Raw genomic sequence first — 21,594 nt, 5'->3', positions numbered from 1 at the left:
GCTTCACTTAAATTTTTAGTGTGCATTGGAGTTGCACCATCGTTAAGAACGGGCAAGATGCCCGTTCCACAAGAAAATTAAGTTTTGTGGAACGGGCATCTTGCCCGTTCCTAAACAAGTAATTGAGAAGGGTGCAAGATATCAGTTTAACCGGACTCGAACTCAGATTTTTATCACTCATACATACTAACACAATGCACGCTGTCGAAGTTTTAGACGTTTCCAAAGTATTTAAAAGTGTCCGCAGTCAAGATTTCTTAGCTGTAGATAACATCAACCTGCAAATTTACGATCGAGAATTCTTTTCTTTACTCGGCCCTTCCGGCTGCGGCAAAACTACAACTTTGCGAATGATCGCGGGTTTTGAAATTCCCACAGCGGGCGAAATTTACATTCACGGCCAACCGATGCAAAATCGCCCACCGTTTCACCGCCCAGTAAATACGGTATTTCAAAATTATGCTTTATTTCCGCACATGACAGTAGCACAAAATACCGCTTTTGGGTTGGAAATGGAGAATTTACCTCAGACAACAATTCGCGCTCGCGTTGCTGAAGCCTTAGCATTAGTACAGTTAACCGAGGTAGGAAAACGCTATCCCCGCCAACTCTCAGGGGGACAGCAGCAGCGAGTAGCACTAGCAAGAGCATTAGTCAAACAGCCGTCTGTTTTGCTGTTGGATGAACCCCTAGGAGCGCTGGATTTAAAATTGCGTAAAGAGATGCAATTAGAATTAAAAAAAATGCAGCGAAAATTGGGAATTACGTTTATTTATGTGACTCACGATCAGGAAGAAGCGCTAACAATGTCGGACAGAATTGCAGTGATGGATGGAGGAAAACTGCAACAAGTCGGCACGCCTGTTGATATTTATGAATATCCTAAAACGCGGTTTGTTGCTGATTTTATTGGCGACAGCAATTTTTTAAGTGGTCTAGTAGTAGAAAAGCAAAACGGTAAAATAATCGTGTTGGTTGACCAGCAGTTAGCCGTGTTAGTTGCAACAGCCGAAGATATCCCCGCTGGGAAAGTTGTTACCCTAGTGTTGCGGCCAGAAAAAGCTGCTATTTATCCGGCTAATTATGACGCTGAAAATAGCTGGCCCGCAATCATAGAAGAGGCTATTTATATTGGCACTGACACGCGCTATACGGTGCGGTTGACTGATAAAAGTTCGATCGCCCTTCGCCGCCAAAATTTGCACAGAGATGACTTGCAGCGATACCAAGTCGGCGACAGCGTTCGAGTTTCCGTGCCGCCGGAAAGTATTTGCATTTTTTGACACTCAAGCGGGCTGAAGCCACTGAGATTCTGCGGACAGAGTAAGATTAGGTAGTGTCCAAAGTCTAACTATCGCTACCGTCGTCAATCGCCGTCTAAGCAGTAAAGCTAAGTCCAAGCGACGTGACAATGGAAGACTTAGTGGAGATTTTGGAAGATTGAGGAGCGGATTGAAGATGTAATTCCTTCCCGCTAGAAGATAATCTACTTCTTCCTTCTGCTTCCTCCTTCTTCCTTCGCGTCCTTGGTGTCTTCGCGGTTCAATAATATAGACAGTATTGGTGCTAAACTCGCGTTTGACTTTGCAAAATTTCTTCCAACAGCCGCTCTTGACTTTTCGCAGGTTCCTTGCAAGTCAAACACTCGCAAACTAACCCGATAACACCTTCAGGCAAATCCGCCTCAATCTGACAGACAGCAGTCGGATAATACTGCGAAATCAAGCCAGAAATTAGATCGGGAGTCGTGCGAATCAGGGTAGAGTGCTGATACCAGTCGATCGCCGAAAGTAGACTAGGACAAGCTTGCGGAGCATCTTGTACAATACTGCTGAAAGCTTGCAAACCTTGCTCCGCGCGATCGAGATATTCCAAATTCTGCCCCAGCAGTGCGAGACGAACCAAAGAGGCGATCGCAATTCCATTCGCCGCCGGAGTTGCATTGTCTATATAGCTGCGTTCCCGCACCAACAAATCTCCGCTAGCATCCTTAGCAGTATTGTAATATCCTCCCAATTCCACGCTCCACAAAAACTCATCAAACTCTTCTTGCACCTGCACAGCTTTCTCCAACCAAAACTGAGAATTCGGCAACTGTTTTGCCTCTTCCCCGTTGCCTAAAGTCAAACTCGCTTGGTGCAAATCCAACAAAGCTTTCACAAACAAAGCATAATCTTCCGACTGCGCGGTTACAGCAGATTGTCCGTCATAATTCAACCGCTGAAACCGCCCATCCGTCCACTGATTATCTAAAATAAAATTAGCAGTTGTCACAGCTAATTCCAGATATTCCAAATTTCCAAAAACCGCTGCAGCGCGGGCCAAACCAGAAATCATTAAGCTATTCCAAGCAGCAATCATTTTCGTGTCAGTAACTGCGGGAATTCTACCCGGCCAACTTTCGTTTTTAGCTTCTTGATTGTTCCGGGCTGGCGGAAAGGTTTTTACAGTATCGGGATTGCCACCGTAGCGAACTTTAAAGAGTTTAGCCAAAGCCGATTCTACCGTGTCGCTCAGTTGTCCTGGATGGCGGCGCTGCAATACATTCTTGCCTTCAAAATTGCCGCTGCGATTAACAGTAAACTGTGCTTTAATTTCCGCCAATTCCTCAGCAGTTAATAGTTGTTCCAGTTCGGAATAAGTCCAGACATAAAATGCTCCTTCTTCCGGTTCAAGTTCTTCAGAAGTGTTAAAGCTGTCAGCATCCTGTGCAGCATAAAAATAGCCTGTTGGCGCAATCATTTCTCGCTTCAACCATTCTACTGTCCCCGCGATCGCAGTTTCAAAAGCCGGTTCCTGTATTCCCGCGCTCCACAAATTTGCTAAATACTCAACAATTTGACCGTTGTCGTAGAGCATTTTTTCAAAGTGTGGCACAGTCCAAGTCGCATCAACCGTATAGCGGTGAAATCCGCCTCCTACGTGGTCGTAAATGCCGCCCAATGCTAAGTCTAATCCGCGCTGAGTGCAGACTTGTTTGCTGTCGTATTTTGATTCAAAATTAAATCGCGTTCCCCGCAGTGCTAGCTCAGCATAAGGTATCATCGGAAAACTGGGACCGGGGTTGCTGCCCGCAATAATTCCGGTGTTGATTTCTAACCCTTTTTGGAAGAGTTCGCGATTTAATTCGGCGGTGACTCCTGACAGCGCTGCCGACTGTTGGAGGTTGCCTAAAATCTCTGCTTTGAAGGCTTCTACTTTGCCTTTTTCTGTGTCGTAAAAGCGGCGAATTGCTTGCAAAACTTCTAAAAATCCCGGTCGTCCGTAGCGGGGTTCTACGGGGAAATAAGTGCCTCCGTAGAAGGGAACTCGCTCGTCGGGAGTGAGAAAAACGTTGAGCGGCCAACCGCCTTGACCGGTCATCATTTGCAAGGTTTGCATATAAATGCTGTCGATATCCGGGCGTTCTTCACGATCGACTTTTATCGGTAGGAAGTGCGAATTCATGTATTGGGCGATCGCGCGATCGGAAAATGCTTCTCCTTCCATCACCGTACACCAGTGGCAGCTAGAGTAGCCAATTGACAGGAAAATCGGTTTATTTTCGCTTCTGGCCGTTTCTAGGGCTTCGTCGCACCAGGGCCACCAGTCGATCGGATTTTCGGCGTGTTTCCGCAGGTAAAGGCTTTGGGATTGAGCAAGACGGTTGACCATAATCAAATATACTTTTACTCGTGCTGGGTAAGCTTTTAACAGTTGACAGTTGACAGTTGACAGTTGACAGTTGACAGATGAGTGCGAAGTTTTTAGGCTGGGGCTTAAATCCCCTGCCTAAAAACAATCCACCTAAAGGTGGGGGTTTAAATCCCCTGTGCTTCGGTCAGTCCTCTAGCAGTTTAGCGCGAGATGTTTTAGTTGAGTTGTTGCTGATAATTATGTTTTAATATTAAGGCTGATTATCTCGATCTAAAATGAGCTTATCATCTCGGAGAACCTTCAATCAACAGCTAGGACAATTTTTGCTGAGCGCTGCTGTTCCTCCTGCTGTTATCAAACTGAGCCAAACTGCATCCTCGGAGCAAGCTTTATTAGAAACTAATCTTGACAATTTCCTGGCTAAAGCAGACCCAGAAATAGAATTATTAGTCCCGACATTTTTAGGTAACGACAAGCGTCGTTTCTACGGCAGAGGTGTTCCGAAAAGCTTGAATTTAATCGACAAATTTCCACTCGGCAGCGGCCGGACTTTTCTGGGAAGGCGGTCTGTAGTTTGGAGCGGTGCCGGTTGGACAGGACAGCCGACAATTACCAGAGACGGGGGAAAAACTTATTTAATTATAGGGGCTTATGACCACAATTTGCGAAAAATAGATATTGCTACCAATAAAGAAGTTTGGCGCTATAAATTTGATGATATAATCAAAGGATCATCAACGATTTATATCGATGAAAAAGCGAGCACTGAAAATAGAATTGTGATTTTGCAAGGCAGCCGCAGTGGCGGGGGTGGCAAAAGTGTCGTGCCGAGTTTTAGGGCAATATCTTTTAGAACTGGCAAGGAACTTTGGAAATTGGACATCAGGAAAACGCCCAGCTACAGCCGGGATAATGACAGCAGCGCTTTGGACATCGGCGGTGGAGTTTTGTTCAATGCGGGGGAAAATGCGATCGGCTATTTTCTCGATAGTTCCACAAGCAATGTAAAAATCAAACAAGGCATCAAGCAGCCAAATATCTTGTCGGAAGTACAGCTTTATGCAGCAGCAGATATCAGCAAACACGGCGGCAACTTGGTAGCGGAGTCATCGCCATCGAGGCTCAAAGATAGAATATTTATAGCTGCTGGTTCCGGTCATATTTACGGTATTAGCATTGAAACTAAAAAGATAGTTTGGGATTTCTATACTGGTTCAGATTTGGATGGAAGTGCTGTAATTTCCAAATCAGGAAAACTGTTTTGTGCCATTGAAAAACAATACATTCAGGGCAACGGCGGCGTGCTGAAGCTGAATCCCAACAAAGAACCGAATGCCAGCGTCGAATGGTTTTTGCCGACGGGGAATCGCCGCCTTTCTAGCTGGGAAGGCGGGATAATCGGCTCTGTGGCGTTGAATGATGAGTACAATCCAGGGGAGTTTCCGGCGGTGTTTGCCACAAATGCGATCGACGGCAATTTATACATCGGTTCCCAAGATATGATTACAGGTGAAAAAACTTCTGTGCCTTGGCGAAACCAGTCTTACGATACTCCGGTAATAGTATTTAAAAAAGCGATTGGTTCTTCAATTTCGACTCCGATTTTTACCGATGGCAATAAACTGATCAGTGCGGGATACAACGGTGTTTATTTGTTCAATTTGAATTGGGAACGAGCGAAGTCGGGGGATAAGAATGCTTTGAAAAATGCTAAAGGGGAGTTTTACCGTTTGAAAGTAATAGAATCGGGGAGATTTAAGCCGGGTTTGTCATTTGAGGCGACGCCTGTAGTTTGGGACGGAATTGTGAGGATTTGCGCCAGGGATGGCTGGATGTATACTTTGGGTTAGTTATTGGTATTTTGTACCTCTATCGGGAACAGGCAAGATGCCTGTTCCACAATAAGTAAACTCTGTTGTGGAACAGGCATCTTGCCTGTTCTTAAAAGGGTGTTGAAATCCGCCACCTATTCCTACCTGCGGTTTAACTGCGGTTATATGTATGATAGAAATAATTTCGGAAATTATCGGAAACTCGTTATGGCAACTCATGAAACTCAAATAAGTCAAGTTTACGGTTCAGAGGATGCTCAAGGTATTTTACAGCTTGCGATCGCACGCCGACAAGATGAAGGGGAATTATCCAGAGTGCAGCTTTTCGAGATTGCAGCGGAATTGGGCATTTCCGAACAGGATATTGTGGCGGCGGAACAACAATGGTTAGCAACTAGAGGAGAATTTCAAGAAAAGCTGGTTTTTAACACTTACCGTCGTCGCAAATTGCAGAAAAATGTGACAAAGTATGGCATAATCAATACTTTTTTAGTTTTATTTAATCTAGCAGCAGCGCACGAGCTTTCTTGGTCGCTTTTTATTTTACTAACGTGGGGCTTGGGATTGTCGCTGAATGCTTGGAATGTGTATCAAACTGAAGGGGAAGAGTACGAAAAAGCGTTTGGGCGGTGGCGGTTGAAGAAACAAGTCGGAGAGTCTATTGGTACTGCGACGAATAAGTTTATGAAGTGGTTGCAGTCGTGATTTTCTATTAATAAAAAAGCGATCGCCCTTTATTTTACGTCATACTCAACAGCGATCGCCCTTTTCGTTCCCAAGGCGCGAGCCCACTTTAAATCCCCGACTTCTCTTTATAAATCGGGGATCTGCGTGTTATAATTGCTGCGACGCTTCCACCTTAGCAGCATCTGCAACCACAGGATGAATTAATACCGATCGCAAACCTTGACGAATTTCCGAAATCAAATACCTGCGCTGCAAAATCTGCCATTTTTGCCAAGCCCCGTAGCGATTTTCGGCCAACAAACCAGCCAACTTCGGCAACTCTTTTTTCAAATCGCGATCGACAAAATCTGTCAGAAACTCCCCTAAAACTTCACTGTCTTGAATATCGCCCAAACATTCCTGAATAGCTTTCACATCTTCGACATAAACTTCGTAACTCTCGCCGTAAAAATCGCCAAACAGATTCATCAAATAGCGAACCCGCTTCGCTTGCTTCCGCAAATCGTGCAGAATTGTTCCCTCCGCTGCTAACTTTTGTTCGACAGCCTCAGCATTCAAATCCTTAGCAACTTTAACTTTGCCATCCTCATATTCCGTACCCAACAGCCAAGCCGGATGCAGGAAAAACTCACTGACTTGAGGTAACAGTAAATCCGGCAAAACCTCAGCAATTGGCAAATGTTCGATCGCCTGATACTTCGGTTTTTCCAGCCAATTCTCGATCGACTGCTTCAGCGATTCGTAGCTTTTGTGCTCTAAAATCGCCCTCACTCCTTTCAAAGCCCGCTGTCGCTGTTTGAGCAAATTCAACAAAGCCTTATCCAAAACTTCCTGTTCGTGGGCCGGCACATTCGGGTAATATCGGTTTTGGAGACTTTCGAGCATCACATCCAAATCCCTGAGCGTTCCCAGAATCCGCCCCACCTTACCAATTTTGCTTTCAGAAGCCTCTTTTGGCCAATCTAAAACCGGAGCAAAACCAGTCACAGCCGATCGCAAACGTCTCAATCCCACGCGCATTTGATGAAGTTCTTCGGCATCTTTGTCTTTGAGAACTTCAGCCTCGTGCTCTACACTTTTGCGGAAATATTTTTCAATCGCCCCAGATGCAGCGTCTCCGAGAGTGTTAACTTGAGTTTTAACTTTTGCTGATGTTTTTACGTTCATGGCAGATGTAGACTCCACTTTCCTGATTGATTTTAATTTTGATTTCAAGGCTTTGCTAATAAGGGGTTATATCCTAGCACATACTTTTAATTTAGGAAGCGCCGCCACAATAAATCTTAATATAAAGTGCTTGACAATTTCTACAAAATCAGCATTTAGCAATCTAAAATCTAAAATCTAAAATCTAAAATCTAAAATAAAATTACCCTCCCTCACCCTTGAGCTAATAAAAATCGCATTTCTGGCGCGCTTTCCCCAATAGGTTAAGAGCGCTGCAAACCGATATTTATTCGCCAAAGGGTGAGAGAGGGTGCGATCGGGAAGACAAGTTTTAAATTAAATCAAACCCGCCCAGCTTGTCCCACTTCAAAGAGGCAGTTTAGCCTTTCCAGTCTTTCGCAGATTGTTCAAGCACGTAGGTTGCTACATCCTCGATTTGTTCGGGCTTCAAGCGACCGGCGAAAGCAGGCATAGCACTTTTGCCCTTAGTTATCTGAGTGGTAATAGCTTCGATGGAATTCATGCCGTACTTTTCAAGAGCTTCCTTTTTCAAGGTTTTCATGCCCATAACCACGTTGCCGCCACCGATGTGACAAGCAGCACAGTTGGCGCTAAAGATTTTAGCTCCGTTAGCAGCATCTCCTGCCAAAGCAGGGCGGCCAAAGCCGACGGTAAAAATTGCGAACGCTAACAGGGCGATCGATAAGAGTCTTTTCAACGCAGTTCTCCTCTAATGGACACGCAAATGGTGATTCTTTAGATATTTTACCTGGTGAAATACCTAGCACTGACCTTTTCTACAGTGTAGGCTTCGTGTCTCGTTTGCCGTTGCTCTGTTGGGTATCTCATTACAGAGATTCGTCACTGAAGACGATCCGAGTCTTACACAGCATTTCTGGGCTTTTACACCCTTTATCCCTTCGTAGGGAACCCACGCAGAAGCCCTGTTTCCCAAGGCAAAAACTATTTTCGTACAACAAACTTGGATTGTATTTTATGGTGGGACGTGCCTTACCAACCAGCGGTCTGTTCTTTCCCCCTTTCTCTCGCAGTTGTCCAAGGCCAAGCATATTACTGCTACTGTAGCCTGTTGTTTGCAGTCGAGTGGGTGGGTCGCAACCACTTATATCTTACACGTTTTTTTGCTAGAGAAACAGTAAATTGTCGCTCTTTTTCATAGACCTTGCTTGGCTTATATCCCGACGCCCAATTGAGTACAATTACAGCGTGGGACTTACGCCAAATTAGTTAAAACAGGCGCGATCGCGCAGTCGTATCGCCTTCTTCCGAGTAATTTACCACTTTTTGGCAGTAGCAGTTCAACTCTCAAAATTCTCCACGCCCCAGCCCGGAGCTTTCTGAGCAGCCCGGATCACAAAAGCCGCTAAATTTTCAATCTCAGCCTGTGGCATCCAGCTTTCCGGCACTTGGCGGCACCAAAAAGTCTCCTCAGTACCGTCATAAGTCATCGGTTCTCTCAGATACGCCACCAGACTATTGATGTTGTTGCGGGGAGGCGTTGCCCCTTTGAGGTCAGCCAAAGACAGAGATATCGTCGGATCGGGCAAATTAGCTCCTCCGACGTGACAATTCAGGCAATTTTGCTGGAACAATACCTTGCCCGCAGACAAATCCTGAGCCGAAAACAAGCGAGTATGTCCCTCAGAGTCCAACTCCAGAGCCACAGGTTCGCTGGCTTGTAAATACCTATTCACGTAAGAATCGGCAGCAGCCAAAACAGGTTGAGGAGCCAACAGCACGAGCGGCAAAATAATTAACATCCCCAACAGAAAGCAGACAAAAGCACCACGACGCAGCATGAGGGACTACAACCTTTTGCGATAATCAATGAGCCGGAGTTCAGTTGACAGTTGACAGTTGACAGTTGACAGTTGACAGTTGAGTGCGACCTCTACCTAGAAGGAAGAGGATTGAAGTAATGAATCGTCTTCTTTTAATTTCTCCCGATCAGGGTTCCGGCTTTAAACCAATTTTTTCTGGTAAATTTTAGATTTCAGATTTTAGAGCGAAAAACGACCAGCCAGCAATTCTTGCCGAACTTCAGCCCTCTCCCCATCCAAAATCCAAAATCTAAAATCTAAAATCTAAAATCGATTAACGAGCGCCTTTGCCACCAGCCCACTGCCTGGAGACAATTTTTGGCTGCAACAGAATGTGACCGGCAATCGCGTACAAATCGTCATCCGAGAGATTTCTCATCTCAGCGAAAATATCCGCACTCTTCATGCTCGGATGCAGTTCCGAAATTTCCTCAAACCCGTCATAAGTGGTGGGATTTTTCATAAAGTCCACCAGCGACTCAATATTATTCCGGGGCGGGTTGGCCAAAGCCAGAGTTTCCGGGCTCAAATTCACGTTCGGGTCAGTTTTTGTCATGCCTGCAGCGTGACATTGAGCGCAAGCCGAATTGAACAGGCGTTTGCCTTGCTGAACTTGTTTGAGGCTCAGCACCACCGGAGCACCCTTGTCATTCAAAGTCACAGTGCGAAGTTCAGGACTCAGTTCGACAGCCATCGCACTGCTGACAAATAACTGAAAGCTCAAGAATACAGCGGTCAGAGCAATGAAATATCTTTTAAGCATGGTTCTCCTTAAAAAAATCCGGCAAATTATTGAACGCTAAGAGATCGTACCTGGCAAACAGATGTGTGTTCAAAATTCCCTGATTCTGCAACAACTGGCGAAAGTTTGTGCAGCCCTACCTTTAAAGGTAGAGGAATTTTGCGATCTAATCTGCAAGAAGTTTTGAGTCGCGCCTTTTTTCGAGAGTGGACATAATTGCCTTAACATCCTCCAAAGCCAAACGGGTTTGAGGGTGCTTGTAGGCAATTTCTAACTCATCGCACAAGCGGATCACTTCTTCAACAGGGACGTTGAAGTCCTCTGCTATTTCTGCGATGGACAGGTCTGCAAAACCCATAATTTTTAGGTCGCTGACAGGTCAAAATTGAGTTGACGGCTATTAACTGAAAGCCGGACAATTTTAGAAAGCGCTGTTAGCTTGTTCTGTTAGTTTGTTCTGAGATATTGTTTGATCTATCGCAAGCCAACTAACCGCTAACTGCTACTAGGCATTTTTGCCCAGCCAAACTCCAGGGCCAATCAACTTCCGATCAATATCATCCCACTGCTGCGTCGTTATTACCAATAGGACTTGGGCGGGCGGGGTTCAAAACCCGGTGTCTGCGTGAACGTCTCGTTACCAAACTCAATATTGTTGGTAGAAGCCGGGTTTTTGGCAATTCCTCAGAAATTTCTCTCTGTGCCCCGCACTCACCAACAGGCAATCCTCTGGCGCAACAGCTTAGGGAGAAAGTTTGAAAGCGTGAGTCTGCGGGGGCAAAGCGTGGTTATCGCTGGCTTCGAGGGCGGGGAATTCCGAGCCGGCCAAGAAAGGCTGGGGCTGGTGGAGGCTGATGAGCTGACCAAGAGTTTTCTTTAATTGAGTCCGGGGTACAATCAAGTCTACAAAACCGTGGGCGAAGGAGTATTCGGAAGTTTGATAATTTTCCGGCAGCTTTTCCCGCAGAGTTTGCTCGATTACCCGGCCGCCCGTAAAGGCCACAGTAGCTTTTGGCTCTGCAATTATAATGTCTCCCAGCATGGCAAAACTGGCGGTGACGCCGCCGGTCGTCGGGTGGGTCAAAATTGGGATGTAAAGCAGTCTCGCTTCCCGGTGGCGTTCCAGAGCCCCGGAAATTTTAGCCATTTGCATCAAGCTGAGCATTCCTTCTTGCATTCTTGCACCACCGGAAGCGCAGACAATGATCACGGACAAGCGTTCCCGCGTGGCCTGTTCGATGAGGCGAGTCAGCTTTTCTCCGACTACTGAGCCCATGCTGCCGCCGATGAACTGAAATTCCATGACTCCGAGGGCGACTGGCAAATTTTCTAGTTTGCCGATGCCTGTTTCTACGGCGTCTAGGTGGCCTGTTTTTTCTTGAAATTCTCGAAGTCGATCGCTATATTTTTTTCGATCGCGAAATTTCAGAGGATCGGTGGCGTGCAGTCCTTCGTTAATGGGTACCCAGGTATTGGGATCGATCAACTGCTCGATGCGATCGTCACTGTAAACTCTGATATGATGCCCGCATTCCAAGCAAACCATTTGATTTGCTCGCAGGTCTTTGGTATAACTCAGGGCATCGCAAGCTTCGCATTTATTCCAAAGTCCGTCCGCAATTTCTCGTTCCGGCCGTTCTTGGGAGTTCGGTACTGATTTTCGTCGATTTGCAAACCAATCAAATAAAGACATTAAAACTTGGTAATTGTTAACTGTTGACTGTTGACTGTTGACTGTTGACTGTGGGCTGTTGACTGTTGACTGTTGACTGTTGACTGTTGTTATTTGTGAGTTGTTAGCTGCTACCAATAACTAATAACTAATCACTAATAACCAATAACAACTGACAATAAACAACAGACTTGACTACTGACTCTTGTCCTCTTCAATGGGACTGATGAGGATCAATGCTGTTCGCTGGTGTTCTGGAAGAACTTGCAGGGCTGTAGCACTTCCAGCACCCAAATAAGATGCTATGCCCAAGTCTACAATCCGGGCTGGGATTTCATGAGCTGCTAGGAGCTGCTGCATTAATTCCGCTTCCCAACGAAAGCTAGTGGTTTTAAGTGTAATCCAAGACACGGAACAATTTTACCAATTTTTGAGACAATATTATGTTTGATCGCGCCTGACTACCTGCAGATCAGAAACTAAAATTCGGGAAAAACAACTGCAAGTAAGTAGATAAGATCGCTTCGCCCCACAGAGCAGTAATTGCTGCACCGAGAGCCAGAAAGGGGCCGAAAGGCATGGGTTGACGCCGATCGAGCAAGCCGAGGGCGATCGCCCCGCCACCGGCAAAAGCTCCGGCTAAACAGGCGATGAATCCCGCTAGCAGCAAGTATTTCCAGCCCAGCCAAGCTCCCATCAAGGCGGCCAATTTGGTATCTCCGGCGCCCATAGCATTCTGCCCCAGTCCGATCGTCCCGGCAAGTCCGATTGCATCAAACAGCCACAACCCGACAACTGCTCCCAGGATGCCGTCGAGTACCAGATAGTTTACCGAGTCGATCGAACTAAATGTCGGCCACCAACCTTTGCCCATCTGGAAAACCAATCCGACCACCAAACCCGATCGAGTTAAAGAATTAGGCAAAGTCATTGTATCGCAATCAATCAAAGACAAAGCCAACAGCCAGCTAAACAAAGCCCAAAAACCAAGAGTTTGCACTGTTACGCCAAACCGCCAGAAGATGAGCAAAAACAGCAAACCCGTAGCTGCTTCCACCAACGGATAGCGGGCAGAAATGCGACTGTGGCAGTGATTGCAGCGTCCGCGCAGCCACAGCCAACCGAAAACGGGTATATTTTCGTAATTTCTGAGTTGATTTAAACACTTGGGACAGCGAGAAGGAGGATGGATCACCGACAAACCCGCAGGCAAGCGATAGACTACCACATTTAGAAAGCTGCCAATAGCAGATCCGAGAATAAAGATGATCGCGCTGACAAGGGAATTAAATATAATTTCCATTAAGTTATCTGTTGACTGTTGAATTCTCTGATTTGTTAGCTGTGAGTTGTTAGATTGTGTGCAGTCTATTACCAATGAGGTGTTATCGTTCGGAATCCAAGTCCTAGTCATGAAAGATGCGGACTAAAGTCCTCACTACGAACCTTTTTTGGGAATCATGCGATGTAGTTTCGCTTTTGAATTGTTACCAATTATTAATCACAAATTATCAATTATCAATCACCAATTATCAATCACCAATTCCCAATTCCCAATTCCCAATTCCCAATTCCCAACTGTCAACTGTCAACTGTCAACTGCCTAATACATTTGAGATTCAATTTCGTCAAAAGTAACAAAACGTTCACCGGGCAATAAAATCGGCTGCGAAGCAAAAATTATCTGGCCTCGATCGCTTCCTTGACTGACAACTACACCCGCCGGACGCTGCATCTGATCGGAATGCACTTTCAGATACATACCATAGGCAGAGCGAGCAGCTCTGATCAAATCGGGAGCTAGCAAGCTGTGACTTTCGGAAGTTTCTATAGTGGGTTCTGGGTTTGGCTGATATGGAGTCACTGGAAACTTATCATAATGGTATAGGTCGAGTTACTGGTGTGGCCTCTCGATCGATCGAACAAACCTTATTTTTTAAGAATAAACTTAGGTGGAAATTAATAGATTAACCTACAATCCTCCCTTGGCTGCGATCGAACTGCGGCTGCGATCGCTCCTTTCGGCTCAACTTTACGCTGCTGCGTGGGTAGATCCGTCCCCCGCAACGCTAATGGGGGTTTTCGATCACCTGCGAACTCTGCGCTACATCCTCCACGACTACGTGCCCAGGCCCGTGTCCGAATCTCCGCCCAACCCCGGCGAAGTGCGCTACCAATGGCAAACAGGCACCTTGCTGTTCACGGATTTGGCAGGGTTTACCTCGCTGTTGGAAGCGAATGCGACCCAGGGGCGCAAGGGAGCTGAAAGCCTGCTGGGCGTGATTAACGACTATTTTGCCTCGATGATTGAAATTGTCAGCAAATCGGGCGGGGATTTGCTGGAGTTTACCGGAGATGCCATGCTGGTGCAGTTTCTCTCAGGGGTTTACCAAGAGGATACAGCGAGGGCGGTGCGGGCGGGTTTGCGGATGCAGCGGGCGATGGCTGAATTTGCCAATATTGAAACGGCGCGGGGAGTTTTGTCTTTGAGGATGCGGGTGGGCATCCACTGCGGCCGCTACATTAGTGCTGACATCGGTACCCCCCTGCGGATGGCTCACGTACTACTGGGGCATTCAGTCCAGCAAGCCAAGCAAGCTGAGGGTTCTGGAACTGTGGGGCGGGTGTGTGTGACTGAAACTGCTAGAGAGTCTGTGGGAGAGCAATTTCGTTTTGAAGCCGGGAAACAGGGTTATTTTTTGGTGGCGGACGATTTCACGGACGATCTACTCGGAGAGTATGATATCACTTTGACTGGGCGGCGGATGCCGAGTTCGGTATTGCTCGATCGTAGCGTTGCGGGCTTGGTAAAAGAAATCGGGGAAGCTGTGAATCGGCTTGAACCCCTTGCTAGTTATATTCCCAAAACTATCCTGAGACTGCTGGTGGAAAATGCAGACAGGCGCAAAATCCCGCCGGATTTTCCCGAACCGACGGTGATGTTTGTCAACTTGATTGGTTTACCGGAGTCTGTGGACAAAGCTTCGCCGGAGGAAGAAGTCCATCTGGTAGTGGGTTTTTCTCGGGTGTTTGCGTCGATCGATGCTGTAGTGTCAGCTAAAGGGGGCGTGTTGCAAAAAGTAACGGCGCACTTAGACGGTTCGGATATGCTGATTTATTTTGGCGTGCCCGACGCTCACACTGATGACGCCAGCCGCGCAGCTAGTGCGGCGATTGCGATCCGAGATCTGATTGCAGCTTTGCCTGCGGTAATTATCGGCGGTCAAGAGGTGGAAGTAAGCTGTCAAATTGGACTGTCCCTGGGGCCAGTGTTTGCTGCTGAGGTTGGGGAACCGCGAGGGCGCAGGGAGTTTAATATCCTCGGCGATACGGTGAATACGGCGGCTCGGTTGATGAGCAAGGCGGGGGAAAACCAAATTTTGATTGCTGAAATGGTGTTTGAGTCGATCGGGCTAAACTTCATTTGCGAGGCTTTGGGAGCTGTTGCTCTGAAGGGGAAATCTGCTCAAACTCCGATTTTTGCTTTGCAAGGTGCAAAAGGGGAGAAGGGAAAAGGGGGCATTTAAATAACTTTGCTGGGTAATAGTTGTACAGGTTTTATGGTTCACAAAGGCAAGTACAGGACAACCGCTTTCCACTGTGACTACTAAATGTTATTTTTATAATTTTTTACGATACTTCTTCGTCATATCAGTTCCGGTTGCATCGGAATGATTTAACCGCAGAGAACGCAGAGAACGCAGAGGGAGCTCAGAGAGAGAGGAATAATTCCGATGAAGGGCGGAATTAATATCACTCGCAGATCCTAAATTCCGATCGATACTTCACCATTCCGCTGCAATCCTGCAAAGCTCCACTTTCTAACTCGAACACCATAAAAGCCTCATCGGGCACATCATATTCGCATCCCAAATTCTTTCTACTAGCAGGAATGAACCCAAAACGCGAATAGAAATCTGGATGACCAAGCACAACCACTGCCTGAAATCCCGATCGCCTGCACTCTTTTAAACCCTGCTGGATCAGCAGTGTTCCTATACCTTGGCGCTGATAGTCGGGAAGAACTGCGACTGGTGCCAACCCCAGAATCGACAAATTCCTAGAACATTTTCCTTCAACGGTAACCAAACTGAAGAAAATGTGTCCGACAATGCGATCGGATTGTACCGCAACCAAGGAAAATGTAGCTCCAATTCCCCGTAATTGATCGACTAAATTTGCCTCATTTTCTCGCCCGAATGCCGCAATATTAACGTTGCGAACAGCTTCTAAATCTTCTGGCTTTTCGGTACGGATATCCATAGCTTAGATTAATGGTTGTGCTGTCGCTCTGGCAGACGAATTACTACAGAAACTGTTTCTATCTTGCGATCGCGATATTAATCAAATTATAGCGCCCCTGAAGCCTTTTTCGTCTTTTTGAGTTATATATTTTTGGCAAGCAATTATACAACGACTTGCAGATGAATGCCAAATCGTCGCCAAAGTCGATCGCTTCCAATAGACAAGATTGCATTCAACCGCTTTCACTTGCTTCAATAATCTGCGCTTATCTGTGTTTATCTGCCTTACATCTGCGATTTCTCGATCGATCAAAGACTTATGCAATGCAAGTCTAATCTTCCCCCGATACGCCGAACCGCTTAACTGTCATTATTGCGGTACAAGCTGACCGGAAGACAATCGCTTAATGCCCTCCATCGCTGTAGTTTCTCCGGCTTTGTCACCGCCCTCACGAGCAATTTTTAAAGCTCCCTCATAGGATTCTAAAGCTTGAGGATATTGACCGAGACTTTCATGAATTGCGCCCATATTGTTGAGCAAGCGTCCAATACTTGTCTGGTCGCCGATTGCTTCTAACATCGGTATTGCTTGCTGAAAATAGATCAGCGCTTGAGTATCTTTGCCGAGTTTGCGAGAGGTAAGTGCCATGTTGTTGAGGAGACGGCCGACGCCAGCCCGGTCTCCGATTTCCCGGCGAATTGCTAAAGCTTGGTGGTAAAATTCCATCGCTCTATTAAAGTCGCCGATGTTGTAGTAGACGCCGCCCATGTTATTGAGGGTACGGCCTAAATCGCGCCGATCGCCCGATGCCGTGCGAATCGTCCGCGCTTGCTGGTAAAATTCGATCGCCTTGGCGTAATTGACCTGTTCTGCGTACACGGCCGCGATGTTGTGGAGGGATTCTCCAATTTCAATTTGGTCGTCCGTAGTTTTGGCAAGTTCCAAAGCTTCTTGGTGCAGTTTCATCGCTTCGGAAAAATTGTCCCCAATCCGGTTAACGAAACCGATGAGATTGAGAGTGCGCGCGATACGACGCCCTCCGCTGATTTCTCGGTGAATGACTAAAGCTTGCTGCAGAACTTCCAAAGCTTTGGGCCTCAAACCCATTTCGCCATAAACTTCCCCCATATTATTGAGGGTTTCTCCGATTCCCGCTTGGTCGCCAAGTTGCTTGCGGATTGCCAAAACTTGCTCAAAAGTCTCGATTGCTTCTCGAAACAAACCCTCCCGGTGCTGTTTTACTCCTGTTTCAAAGAGTTCGTATGCTTGCGTTTTGGGGTCATTTGCCTGGGCGAGTGAAGCGAAGCTATCCCGTAGGGAATCGCTCGCTTGGGTGCGCCTCGCATTGATAATTGGGGCATAAGCCCCAGCGTCTGAAATTGCCAGCAAGCTGAGTGCGGGCGATAAGACAATACTTATAGCTGCGAGATAGCTGAAGTGGTAAGAGCGGCTGTGCACCGATCGAGTCCTCCAATAGCTAAGTGATAACTATTAAGATAGAGCTTTTTGGGGTGTTCCTGCCAAATTTTTTCTCAATCCCTAGGTTCTGACTGGGTTTTTGTCTTGCCAGACTGCCATAATCAGCGGCATATTGTTGAGAGCGGATATGACAGCAAAGTTTTTGCTGGGTGGAAGCGATGCTTTTTCAGAGCTTTGCAAGATGATGTCCTGTTGGTCAAGCGTGATCCAAGCAATTCCTGACAAAACTTGAATTTCTCGATGAGTTTGAGGCAATCTGTATACCTCGTTTTCCATCAGAATAATGCGATCTGGCGCTGCACATTCGGAAGATATTTGAAGCATAGCATCTCCTACTTGCTAATGGGTAATTGCTAAGGGGTAATTGCTAATGGGTAATTACTAATCGAAGACTGTATTTCACTTCATTTCCACGCAACCCACACACTACTATTGGCAATAACGCCGATCGAGCCAAGCGCGCATTTCATCCTCAGTTGCCACACAGGTAGAACGACCTGTAGCTCGATCGCAACCGTGCCACCAAGTGTTACCATAGCGATCGCACGTCTGCCAAATTCTCAGTTCGTCCTCACCAGAAATGAGGTAGAGCAAAAACTGCCCAATTTTATTTATAGCTGAAAAGAGAGATAGCCCTTTCTGTTTTTCGGAGAGTTTAGCTCGATCGGCAATCGAAAAAAACCTCATCATTCGGGGATTTATCTGACTTTTATAAGTAGACATAGCCAACACCTTAAAGTAATAACTCCCACAAAAAATGCACCAATAAAAATACAAAAAATAGCTTTAACTGCAATACTTTTATCGCAATTACAGCACAATATTGTTGTCGTGCAAGTCCTGTAAAAGTCTATCTGTTACCTGATAAACTAACCTTAACTCTGTGGCAATTGAAAATCAAAGCATTGCTTGCATAGGTTGTATGAATAAAATCGATATATCGAAGCCCTTGTGACAATTTGGGTACTACTGGCACAAACGCTATGAACGAAATCAATACGCGGCGGATGAAACTCTCTCAGATTCAAGCTTTGATAGCTGTAGCAGACTGTGAAAACTTTAGCGAGGCGGCTTTGCAATTGGAACTGTCCCAATCCGCCGTCAGCCACGCCATCGCCTCTTTAGAAACAGAATTGGGAGTGCAATTGTTCCACCGGGGGCGACACGGTGCTCAACTGACGCCAGTGGGGGAAAGGGTGGTGAGTCACGGGCGTCAAATAGCCTGCACCTTAGAAATGATGGTCAAAGAAGCGGATTTAGAAAAAGGTTTGCAGGGAGGCCAGGTACGGATAGTTACTTTTCGGAGTGTCGCAACTCATATCCTACCGGGTATTATTGCTAAATTTCGCAGTTGCTTTCCCAAAATTACGGTTAGCATTACCGAAGTTTATTATACCCGAGCTGTGGAAGAGGCTTTGCGATCGGGCAAAGCAGACATCGGCTTTGTCTCTCTTCCCATCTCCGATGAATTTGAAACTAGAGAAATTTTGCGGGATAAATATGTTGTGTTGTTGCCGCCAACTGCCAAATTGTCAAGTGCTAAGATTACCTGGAAAGAATTAGCGGCTTATCCGTTGATTTTGCAGCCGGCCGAAAATTCTTGTTCTGTACCGCTGCGAAAATATTTGACAACTTCGGGGTTTCCCTTAAATATCGCTTACGAACTCAGCGAAGACTCAACGATTGTCAGTATGGTGATGCAAGGTTTGGGTACAGCAATTCTTCCCCGTTTGGCTGCGGAACCGATACCTACTTCGGTGAAAGTTTGCAGTTTGCCTGCGGATTTTGAAAGGGTAATTGGGGTGGCTGTTTTGAGGGATGGGTTGTTGATTCCGGCCGTGTTTGCGTTCTTGGATTTAGTTAAAAGTTCCGCAGAGGTTGATAGTGATGGCGATTTTCCAATTAATCCTTCTTAACTGGTTAATTGGTTATTGGTTATTGTTATTTGTTCTTTAACTGGTTCCCAGGCAGAACCCATTGGTGACAACTTCCTAATTTGTCACCAATGTCAAGTGGGATAGGCAGACAGATATAACTGCTGTCTGATCCTGGATTTATGCTCATATTTGACAATCCTCAAATCCTGGTTCTCCCTGGCAGGAAAATAGGCGATATGCTCGGACGTTTTGCCACAAGAATAGGCCTGGTTAAAGTGATAGAATCCGCGAAAAAACATTTCTAAAGAAATCTGCTCAGTAGAGAGTTCTAATTCATCAGCAACCGCATCAGCCACATCCATTAATACCACTTCAGTTGAGGCGAGCTGGTAAATTCCGATCGAGAATATGATCGGGATTGATTGTACGTCGTTTTCCCATGTTGCTCTTCTTTCACACCTTACAGACCAGATTACCTTACACCATCGAGCTGCAGGCAAGCCTGAAGTTGTCACCAATGGGCAGAGCCAGGGAACGAGTAAAAATTGCTGACTTGAGCTTGATGACTTGCTTTTGGACTCAGCTATTTAGGTAGCTGGGTAATTTCCTTTGTCCAAAGTCCAATCTAATCCGATTTTTTATGATATAATATAAGCTAGATTTCCATGAAATCTCCTGCTTAAGGGGAGCTAGTCTGGGATCTTCTCTCTCAACAAGGTGAGGGAGCATCTACTCTTTTGCAAATTGTTTCTTGCGGTGCATATCTGAATTTTGCTGTTTTAAACTACAAGGTGTCTTGTAAAAATGCATCATCCTATTAAGGCAACGGATCTTAGAACCTTGGTAAACGAAACGGTTTTGCCAAGGTATTCAATTTGCACCTTATTAACTGATAAAGATCTATATCAGGAAATGTTAGAGTCCTTTGCCAAAGCTGGTTTTGCTCCCGATATTACTGAGTATTTGTATATCGATAATAGCATCACAAATGCAGCCGATGCCTATTCTGGGATTAACGAGTTTCTGAGGATGGCAAAAGGTAGGTATATCATCATTTGCCATCAGGATATTGTATTGGTCAATCACAACCTTGCCCAATTGGAAAATTGTATTGCTGAATTGAATAAACTTGATCCGAAGTGGGCACTGTTAGGAAATGCAGGGGGAAAATCCCTCGGATCTCTCTCGCTAAGGCTTACAGACCCCCATGGCGATCATAACACTGAGGGATTTCCCGTGAAGGTTCAATCATTGGATGAGAACTTTATCCTAGTACGCAAAGATGCTAATTTGGGGGCATCTAGGGACATGGATGGATTTCATTTATATGGGTTTGATTTATGTTTTATGGCTGCCATGCGTGGATATTCTGCATATGTTGTGGATTTCCATATTCATCACTTGTCACCAGGAAAAATAAGTCAAGATTTTATCAAATGTAGAAGTCGCATTATTGGGAAATATCAACAGTTGTTTTCGGGAAGGTTTTTCCGAACAACCTGCACATCGTTCTATCTTTCGGGTAATGCCATGCTCAATAGTATTTTCAATCATCCACGTATCATCAAAAGGCTTGAGGATGTCTACCAGAGGTTTGGATGGTGATAAGTTTCTCCTGTTCACTACAGCGCTGAAGCATTTGGAGTTTGGACAAAACCTAAAATCACTCTATAGGTAGTGGCTAAATCCTCATCTTTGATGGAGAAAGGTCTACCTATAACATTTGTCCAAACTCGAATAAAGTATGGTTCAGCTCGGTTTTGAGTGGGATTCAGACTTGATCAGCAACACCTTGCCAGAGGATCTAAGGATCGAAAACTTAATAACTTAAGCACCTCCTACAGTCTTCTCTTCTGTAAGTTGCGATATCAGAGGAGGCAGAGCCTCCGGATCTGCATTACCAGGCTCCGCCTGGTAACGAGCAATCGCTTAAGTTATTAAATTTTCATTCCTAAGGAGATTTATAACAAAGAAATTTTAACTGGTTCCCAGGAAGAGCCTGAGAACCCATGTCTAGAGCCTCTGCCTCGCGAGAGGAAAATTGGAGGCAGAGCCTTCGGATCTGCGTTACCAGGCTCTTCCTGAGAACAAGTAAGTAAATCGCTCAAAAAGTCACTTTTAAAGCATTAAGTGCGATCGCTTATTTATTGTTAATGCGCTCAGCCACAAGGCTAGAACTATCGCCTTGATGGAATTTGACTCGACCATCTACCGAGTTTTTATCCTTTAATTTGAGCCAACCGCTACCAGATGCAGGATCGTTCTCGTCATTACCGTCCCATGTAAACTCAAACCGCTGATCCTTTCCATCTTTTACGACTTCGCCGTCAATTTGACCTGATATAGTCATTTCAAATAAGTATGAGACACTCTTTCTGCACAATAAGCACGAATAACTTCATCAAGAGATGTGCCA

22 protein-coding genes are annotated in these 21,594 nt (G+C 45.8%); 6 read left to right on the top strand and 16 right to left on the bottom strand.

Translation table 11 applies throughout. The annotated features are described in order from the left end of the window. Positions 1-194: 194 nt before the first annotated feature. Positions 195-1,283 (top strand): ABC transporter ATP-binding protein, encoded by a 1,089-nt coding sequence (locus QUA44_RS20360; RefSeq protein ID WP_333250822.1) that lies wholly within the window; start codon positions 195-197, stop codon positions 1,281-1,283. Between the two features lie 283 nt (positions 1,284-1,566). On the opposite strand, the gene QUA44_RS20355 is transcribed toward QUA44_RS20360, so the two are convergent. Next, positions 1,567-3,654: a thioredoxin domain-containing protein gene (locus QUA44_RS20355; protein WP_333250824.1), complete on the bottom strand. Its 2,088-nt coding sequence runs from the start codon at positions 3,652-3,654 to the stop codon at positions 1,567-1,569. Between the two features lie 257 nt (positions 3,655-3,911). Here QUA44_RS20355 and QUA44_RS20350 point away from each other — a divergent pair, with 257 nt between their 5' ends. Continuing rightward, entirely contained in the window at positions 3,912-5,486 is a 1,575-nt protein-coding gene (locus tag QUA44_RS20350) for an outer membrane protein assembly factor BamB family protein (RefSeq protein WP_333250826.1), read from the top strand. A gap of 189 nt (positions 5,487-5,675) precedes the next feature. After that, positions 5,676-6,173, top strand: a complete 498-nt coding sequence (locus tag QUA44_RS20345) for a 2TM domain-containing protein (RefSeq protein WP_333250828.1) — start codon at positions 5,676-5,678, stop codon at positions 6,171-6,173. 129 nt (positions 6,174-6,302) lie between these two features. On the opposite strand, the gene QUA44_RS20340 is transcribed toward QUA44_RS20345, so the two are convergent. The 9 genes from QUA44_RS20340 to QUA44_RS20300 form a co-directional block, all read right to left on the bottom strand. Next, positions 6,303-7,322, bottom strand: coding sequence for a CHAD domain-containing protein (locus tag QUA44_RS20340; protein WP_333250829.1), 1,020 nt, complete (start codon positions 7,320-7,322; stop codon positions 6,303-6,305). Positions 7,323-7,701: 379 nt separating this feature from the next. After that, complete coding sequence (gene petJ, locus QUA44_RS20335; protein ID WP_333250831.1) at positions 7,702-8,040, bottom strand: cytochrome c6 PetJ; 339 nt, start codon at positions 8,038-8,040, stop codon at positions 7,702-7,704. Positions 8,041-8,641: 601 nt separating this feature from the next. Then, a complete protein-coding gene (psbV2, locus tag QUA44_RS20330; protein ID WP_333250833.1) occupies positions 8,642-9,142 on the bottom strand; it encodes a photosystem II cytochrome PsbV2 in 501 nt (166 codons plus the stop codon). Positions 9,143-9,437: 295 nt separating this feature from the next. After that, positions 9,438-9,926 (bottom strand): photosystem II cytochrome c-550, encoded by a 489-nt coding sequence (gene psbV / locus QUA44_RS20325; RefSeq protein ID WP_333250835.1) that lies wholly within the window; start codon positions 9,924-9,926, stop codon positions 9,438-9,440. 145 nt (positions 9,927-10,071) lie between these two features. Beyond that, positions 10,072-10,263, bottom strand: a complete 192-nt coding sequence (locus QUA44_RS20320) for a translation initiation factor IF-2 (protein ID WP_333058460.1) — start codon at positions 10,261-10,263, stop codon at positions 10,072-10,074. A gap of 384 nt (positions 10,264-10,647) precedes the next feature. Beyond that, on the bottom strand, positions 10,648-11,598 hold the full coding sequence (gene accD / locus QUA44_RS20315) for an acetyl-CoA carboxylase, carboxyltransferase subunit beta (RefSeq protein ID WP_333126800.1): 951 nt from the start codon (positions 11,596-11,598) through the stop codon (positions 10,648-10,650). Positions 11,599-11,772: 174 nt separating this feature from the next. Then, entirely contained in the window at positions 11,773-11,988 is a 216-nt protein-coding gene (locus QUA44_RS20310; protein ID WP_333250837.1) for a hypothetical protein, read from the bottom strand. A 61-nt stretch (positions 11,989-12,049) separates the two neighbouring features. Continuing rightward, positions 12,050-12,880, bottom strand: coding sequence for a prepilin peptidase (locus QUA44_RS20305; RefSeq protein ID WP_333250838.1), 831 nt, complete (start codon positions 12,878-12,880; stop codon positions 12,050-12,052). Positions 12,881-13,180: 300 nt separating this feature from the next. Continuing rightward, positions 13,181-13,441, bottom strand: a complete 261-nt coding sequence (locus QUA44_RS20300) for a hypothetical protein (RefSeq protein WP_333250840.1) — start codon at positions 13,439-13,441, stop codon at positions 13,181-13,183. An 88-nt stretch (positions 13,442-13,529) separates the two neighbouring features. Here QUA44_RS20300 and QUA44_RS20295 point away from each other — a divergent pair, with 88 nt between their 5' ends. Continuing rightward, positions 13,530-15,104 (top strand): adenylate/guanylate cyclase domain-containing protein, encoded by a 1,575-nt coding sequence (locus tag QUA44_RS20295; protein ID WP_333250841.1) that lies wholly within the window; start codon positions 13,530-13,532, stop codon positions 15,102-15,104. Positions 15,105-15,330: 226 nt separating this feature from the next. On the opposite strand, the gene QUA44_RS20290 is transcribed toward QUA44_RS20295, so the two are convergent. From QUA44_RS20290 to QUA44_RS20275, 4 genes are all read right to left on the bottom strand, one after another. After that, positions 15,331-15,840 (bottom strand): N-acetyltransferase, encoded by a 510-nt coding sequence (locus tag QUA44_RS20290; protein WP_333250843.1) that lies wholly within the window; start codon positions 15,838-15,840, stop codon positions 15,331-15,333. Between the two features lie 351 nt (positions 15,841-16,191). After that, on the bottom strand, positions 16,192-17,280 hold the full coding sequence (locus tag QUA44_RS20285) for a tetratricopeptide repeat protein (protein ID WP_333250845.1): 1,089 nt from the start codon (positions 17,278-17,280) through the stop codon (positions 16,192-16,194). Between the two features lie 81 nt (positions 17,281-17,361). Further along, on the bottom strand, positions 17,362-17,625 hold the full coding sequence (locus QUA44_RS20280; protein ID WP_333035521.1) for a hypothetical protein: 264 nt from the start codon (positions 17,623-17,625) through the stop codon (positions 17,362-17,364). A gap of 105 nt (positions 17,626-17,730) precedes the next feature. Continuing rightward, positions 17,731-18,024 carry a hypothetical protein gene (locus QUA44_RS20275; RefSeq protein WP_333250847.1) on the bottom strand — a complete coding sequence of 98 codons (294 nt, stop codon included), beginning with the start codon at positions 18,022-18,024 and terminating at the stop codon, positions 17,731-17,733. A 260-nt stretch (positions 18,025-18,284) separates the two neighbouring features. On the opposite strand from QUA44_RS20275, the gene QUA44_RS20270 reads away from it, so the two are divergent. Then, on the top strand, positions 18,285-19,217 hold the full coding sequence (locus QUA44_RS20270; protein ID WP_333250849.1) for a LysR family transcriptional regulator: 933 nt from the start codon (positions 18,285-18,287) through the stop codon (positions 19,215-19,217). Positions 19,218-19,309: 92 nt separating this feature from the next. Here QUA44_RS20270 and QUA44_RS20265 read toward each other — a convergent pair whose 3' ends face one another. Continuing rightward, positions 19,310-19,540: a hypothetical protein gene (locus QUA44_RS20265; protein ID WP_333250851.1), complete on the bottom strand. Its 231-nt coding sequence runs from the start codon at positions 19,538-19,540 to the stop codon at positions 19,310-19,312. Positions 19,541-19,982: 442 nt separating this feature from the next. Here QUA44_RS20265 and QUA44_RS20260 point away from each other — a divergent pair, with 442 nt between their 5' ends. Continuing rightward, positions 19,983-20,783, top strand: a complete 801-nt coding sequence (locus tag QUA44_RS20260) for a hypothetical protein (protein WP_333309883.1) — start codon at positions 19,983-19,985, stop codon at positions 20,781-20,783. 535 nt (positions 20,784-21,318) lie between these two features. Here QUA44_RS20260 and QUA44_RS20255 read toward each other — a convergent pair. Continuing rightward, a complete protein-coding gene (locus tag QUA44_RS20255) occupies positions 21,319-21,528 on the bottom strand; it encodes a hypothetical protein (RefSeq protein WP_333250855.1) in 210 nt (69 codons plus the stop codon). Between the last annotated feature and the right edge of the window lie 66 nt (positions 21,529-21,594).

The sequence above is a fragment of the Microcoleus sp. N9_A2 genome (genome assembly GCF_036701775.1).
Classification (GTDB): domain Bacteria; phylum Cyanobacteriota; class Cyanobacteriia; order Cyanobacteriales; family Microcoleaceae; genus Microcoleus.
Note: the sequence above shows the minus strand (reverse complement) of the source record. Positions and strands in the feature narration are given on the sequence as shown.

Coding starts and splice junctions, on each gene's coding strand:
- QUA44_RS20360 (WP_333250822.1), top strand. CDS start 195: ATGCACGCTGTCGAAGTTTTAGACGTTTCCAAAGTATTTAAAAGTGTC.
- QUA44_RS20355 (WP_333250824.1), bottom strand. CDS start 3,654: ATGGTCAACCGTCTTGCTCAATCCCAAAGCCTTTACCTGCGGAAACAC.
- QUA44_RS20350 (WP_333250826.1), top strand. CDS start 3,912: ATGAGCTTATCATCTCGGAGAACCTTCAATCAACAGCTAGGACAATTT.
- QUA44_RS20345 (WP_333250828.1), top strand. CDS start 5,676: ATGGCAACTCATGAAACTCAAATAAGTCAAGTTTACGGTTCAGAGGAT.
- QUA44_RS20340 (WP_333250829.1), bottom strand. CDS start 7,322: ATGAACGTAAAAACATCAGCAAAAGTTAAAACTCAAGTTAACACTCTC.
- psbV2 (WP_333250833.1), bottom strand. CDS start 9,142: ATGCTGCGTCGTGGTGCTTTTGTCTGCTTTCTGTTGGGGATGTTAATT.
- psbV (WP_333250835.1), bottom strand. CDS start 9,926: ATGCTTAAAAGATATTTCATTGCTCTGACCGCTGTATTCTTGAGCTTT.
- QUA44_RS20320 (WP_333058460.1), bottom strand. CDS start 10,263: ATGGGTTTTGCAGACCTGTCCATCGCAGAAATAGCAGAGGACTTCAAC.
- accD (WP_333126800.1), bottom strand. CDS start 11,598: ATGTCTTTATTTGATTGGTTTGCAAATCGACGAAAATCAGTACCGAAC.
- QUA44_RS20305 (WP_333250838.1), bottom strand. CDS start 12,880: ATGGAAATTATATTTAATTCCCTTGTCAGCGCGATCATCTTTATTCTC.
- QUA44_RS20290 (WP_333250843.1), bottom strand. CDS start 15,840: ATGGATATCCGTACCGAAAAGCCAGAAGATTTAGAAGCTGTTCGCAAC.
- QUA44_RS20280 (WP_333035521.1), bottom strand. CDS start 17,625: ATGCTTCAAATATCTTCCGAATGTGCAGCGCCAGATCGCATTATTCTG.
- QUA44_RS20275 (WP_333250847.1), bottom strand. CDS start 18,024: ATGTCTACTTATAAAAGTCAGATAAATCCCCGAATGATGAGGTTTTTT.
- QUA44_RS20270 (WP_333250849.1), top strand. CDS start 18,285: ATGAACGAAATCAATACGCGGCGGATGAAACTCTCTCAGATTCAAGCT.
- QUA44_RS20265 (WP_333250851.1), bottom strand. CDS start 19,540: ATGGATGTGGCTGATGCGGTTGCTGATGAATTAGAACTCTCTACTGAG.
- QUA44_RS20260 (WP_333309883.1), top strand. CDS start 19,983: ATGCATCATCCTATTAAGGCAACGGATCTTAGAACCTTGGTAAACGAA.
- QUA44_RS20255 (WP_333250855.1), bottom strand. CDS start 21,528: ATGACTATATCAGGTCAAATTGACGGCGAAGTCGTAAAAGATGGAAAG.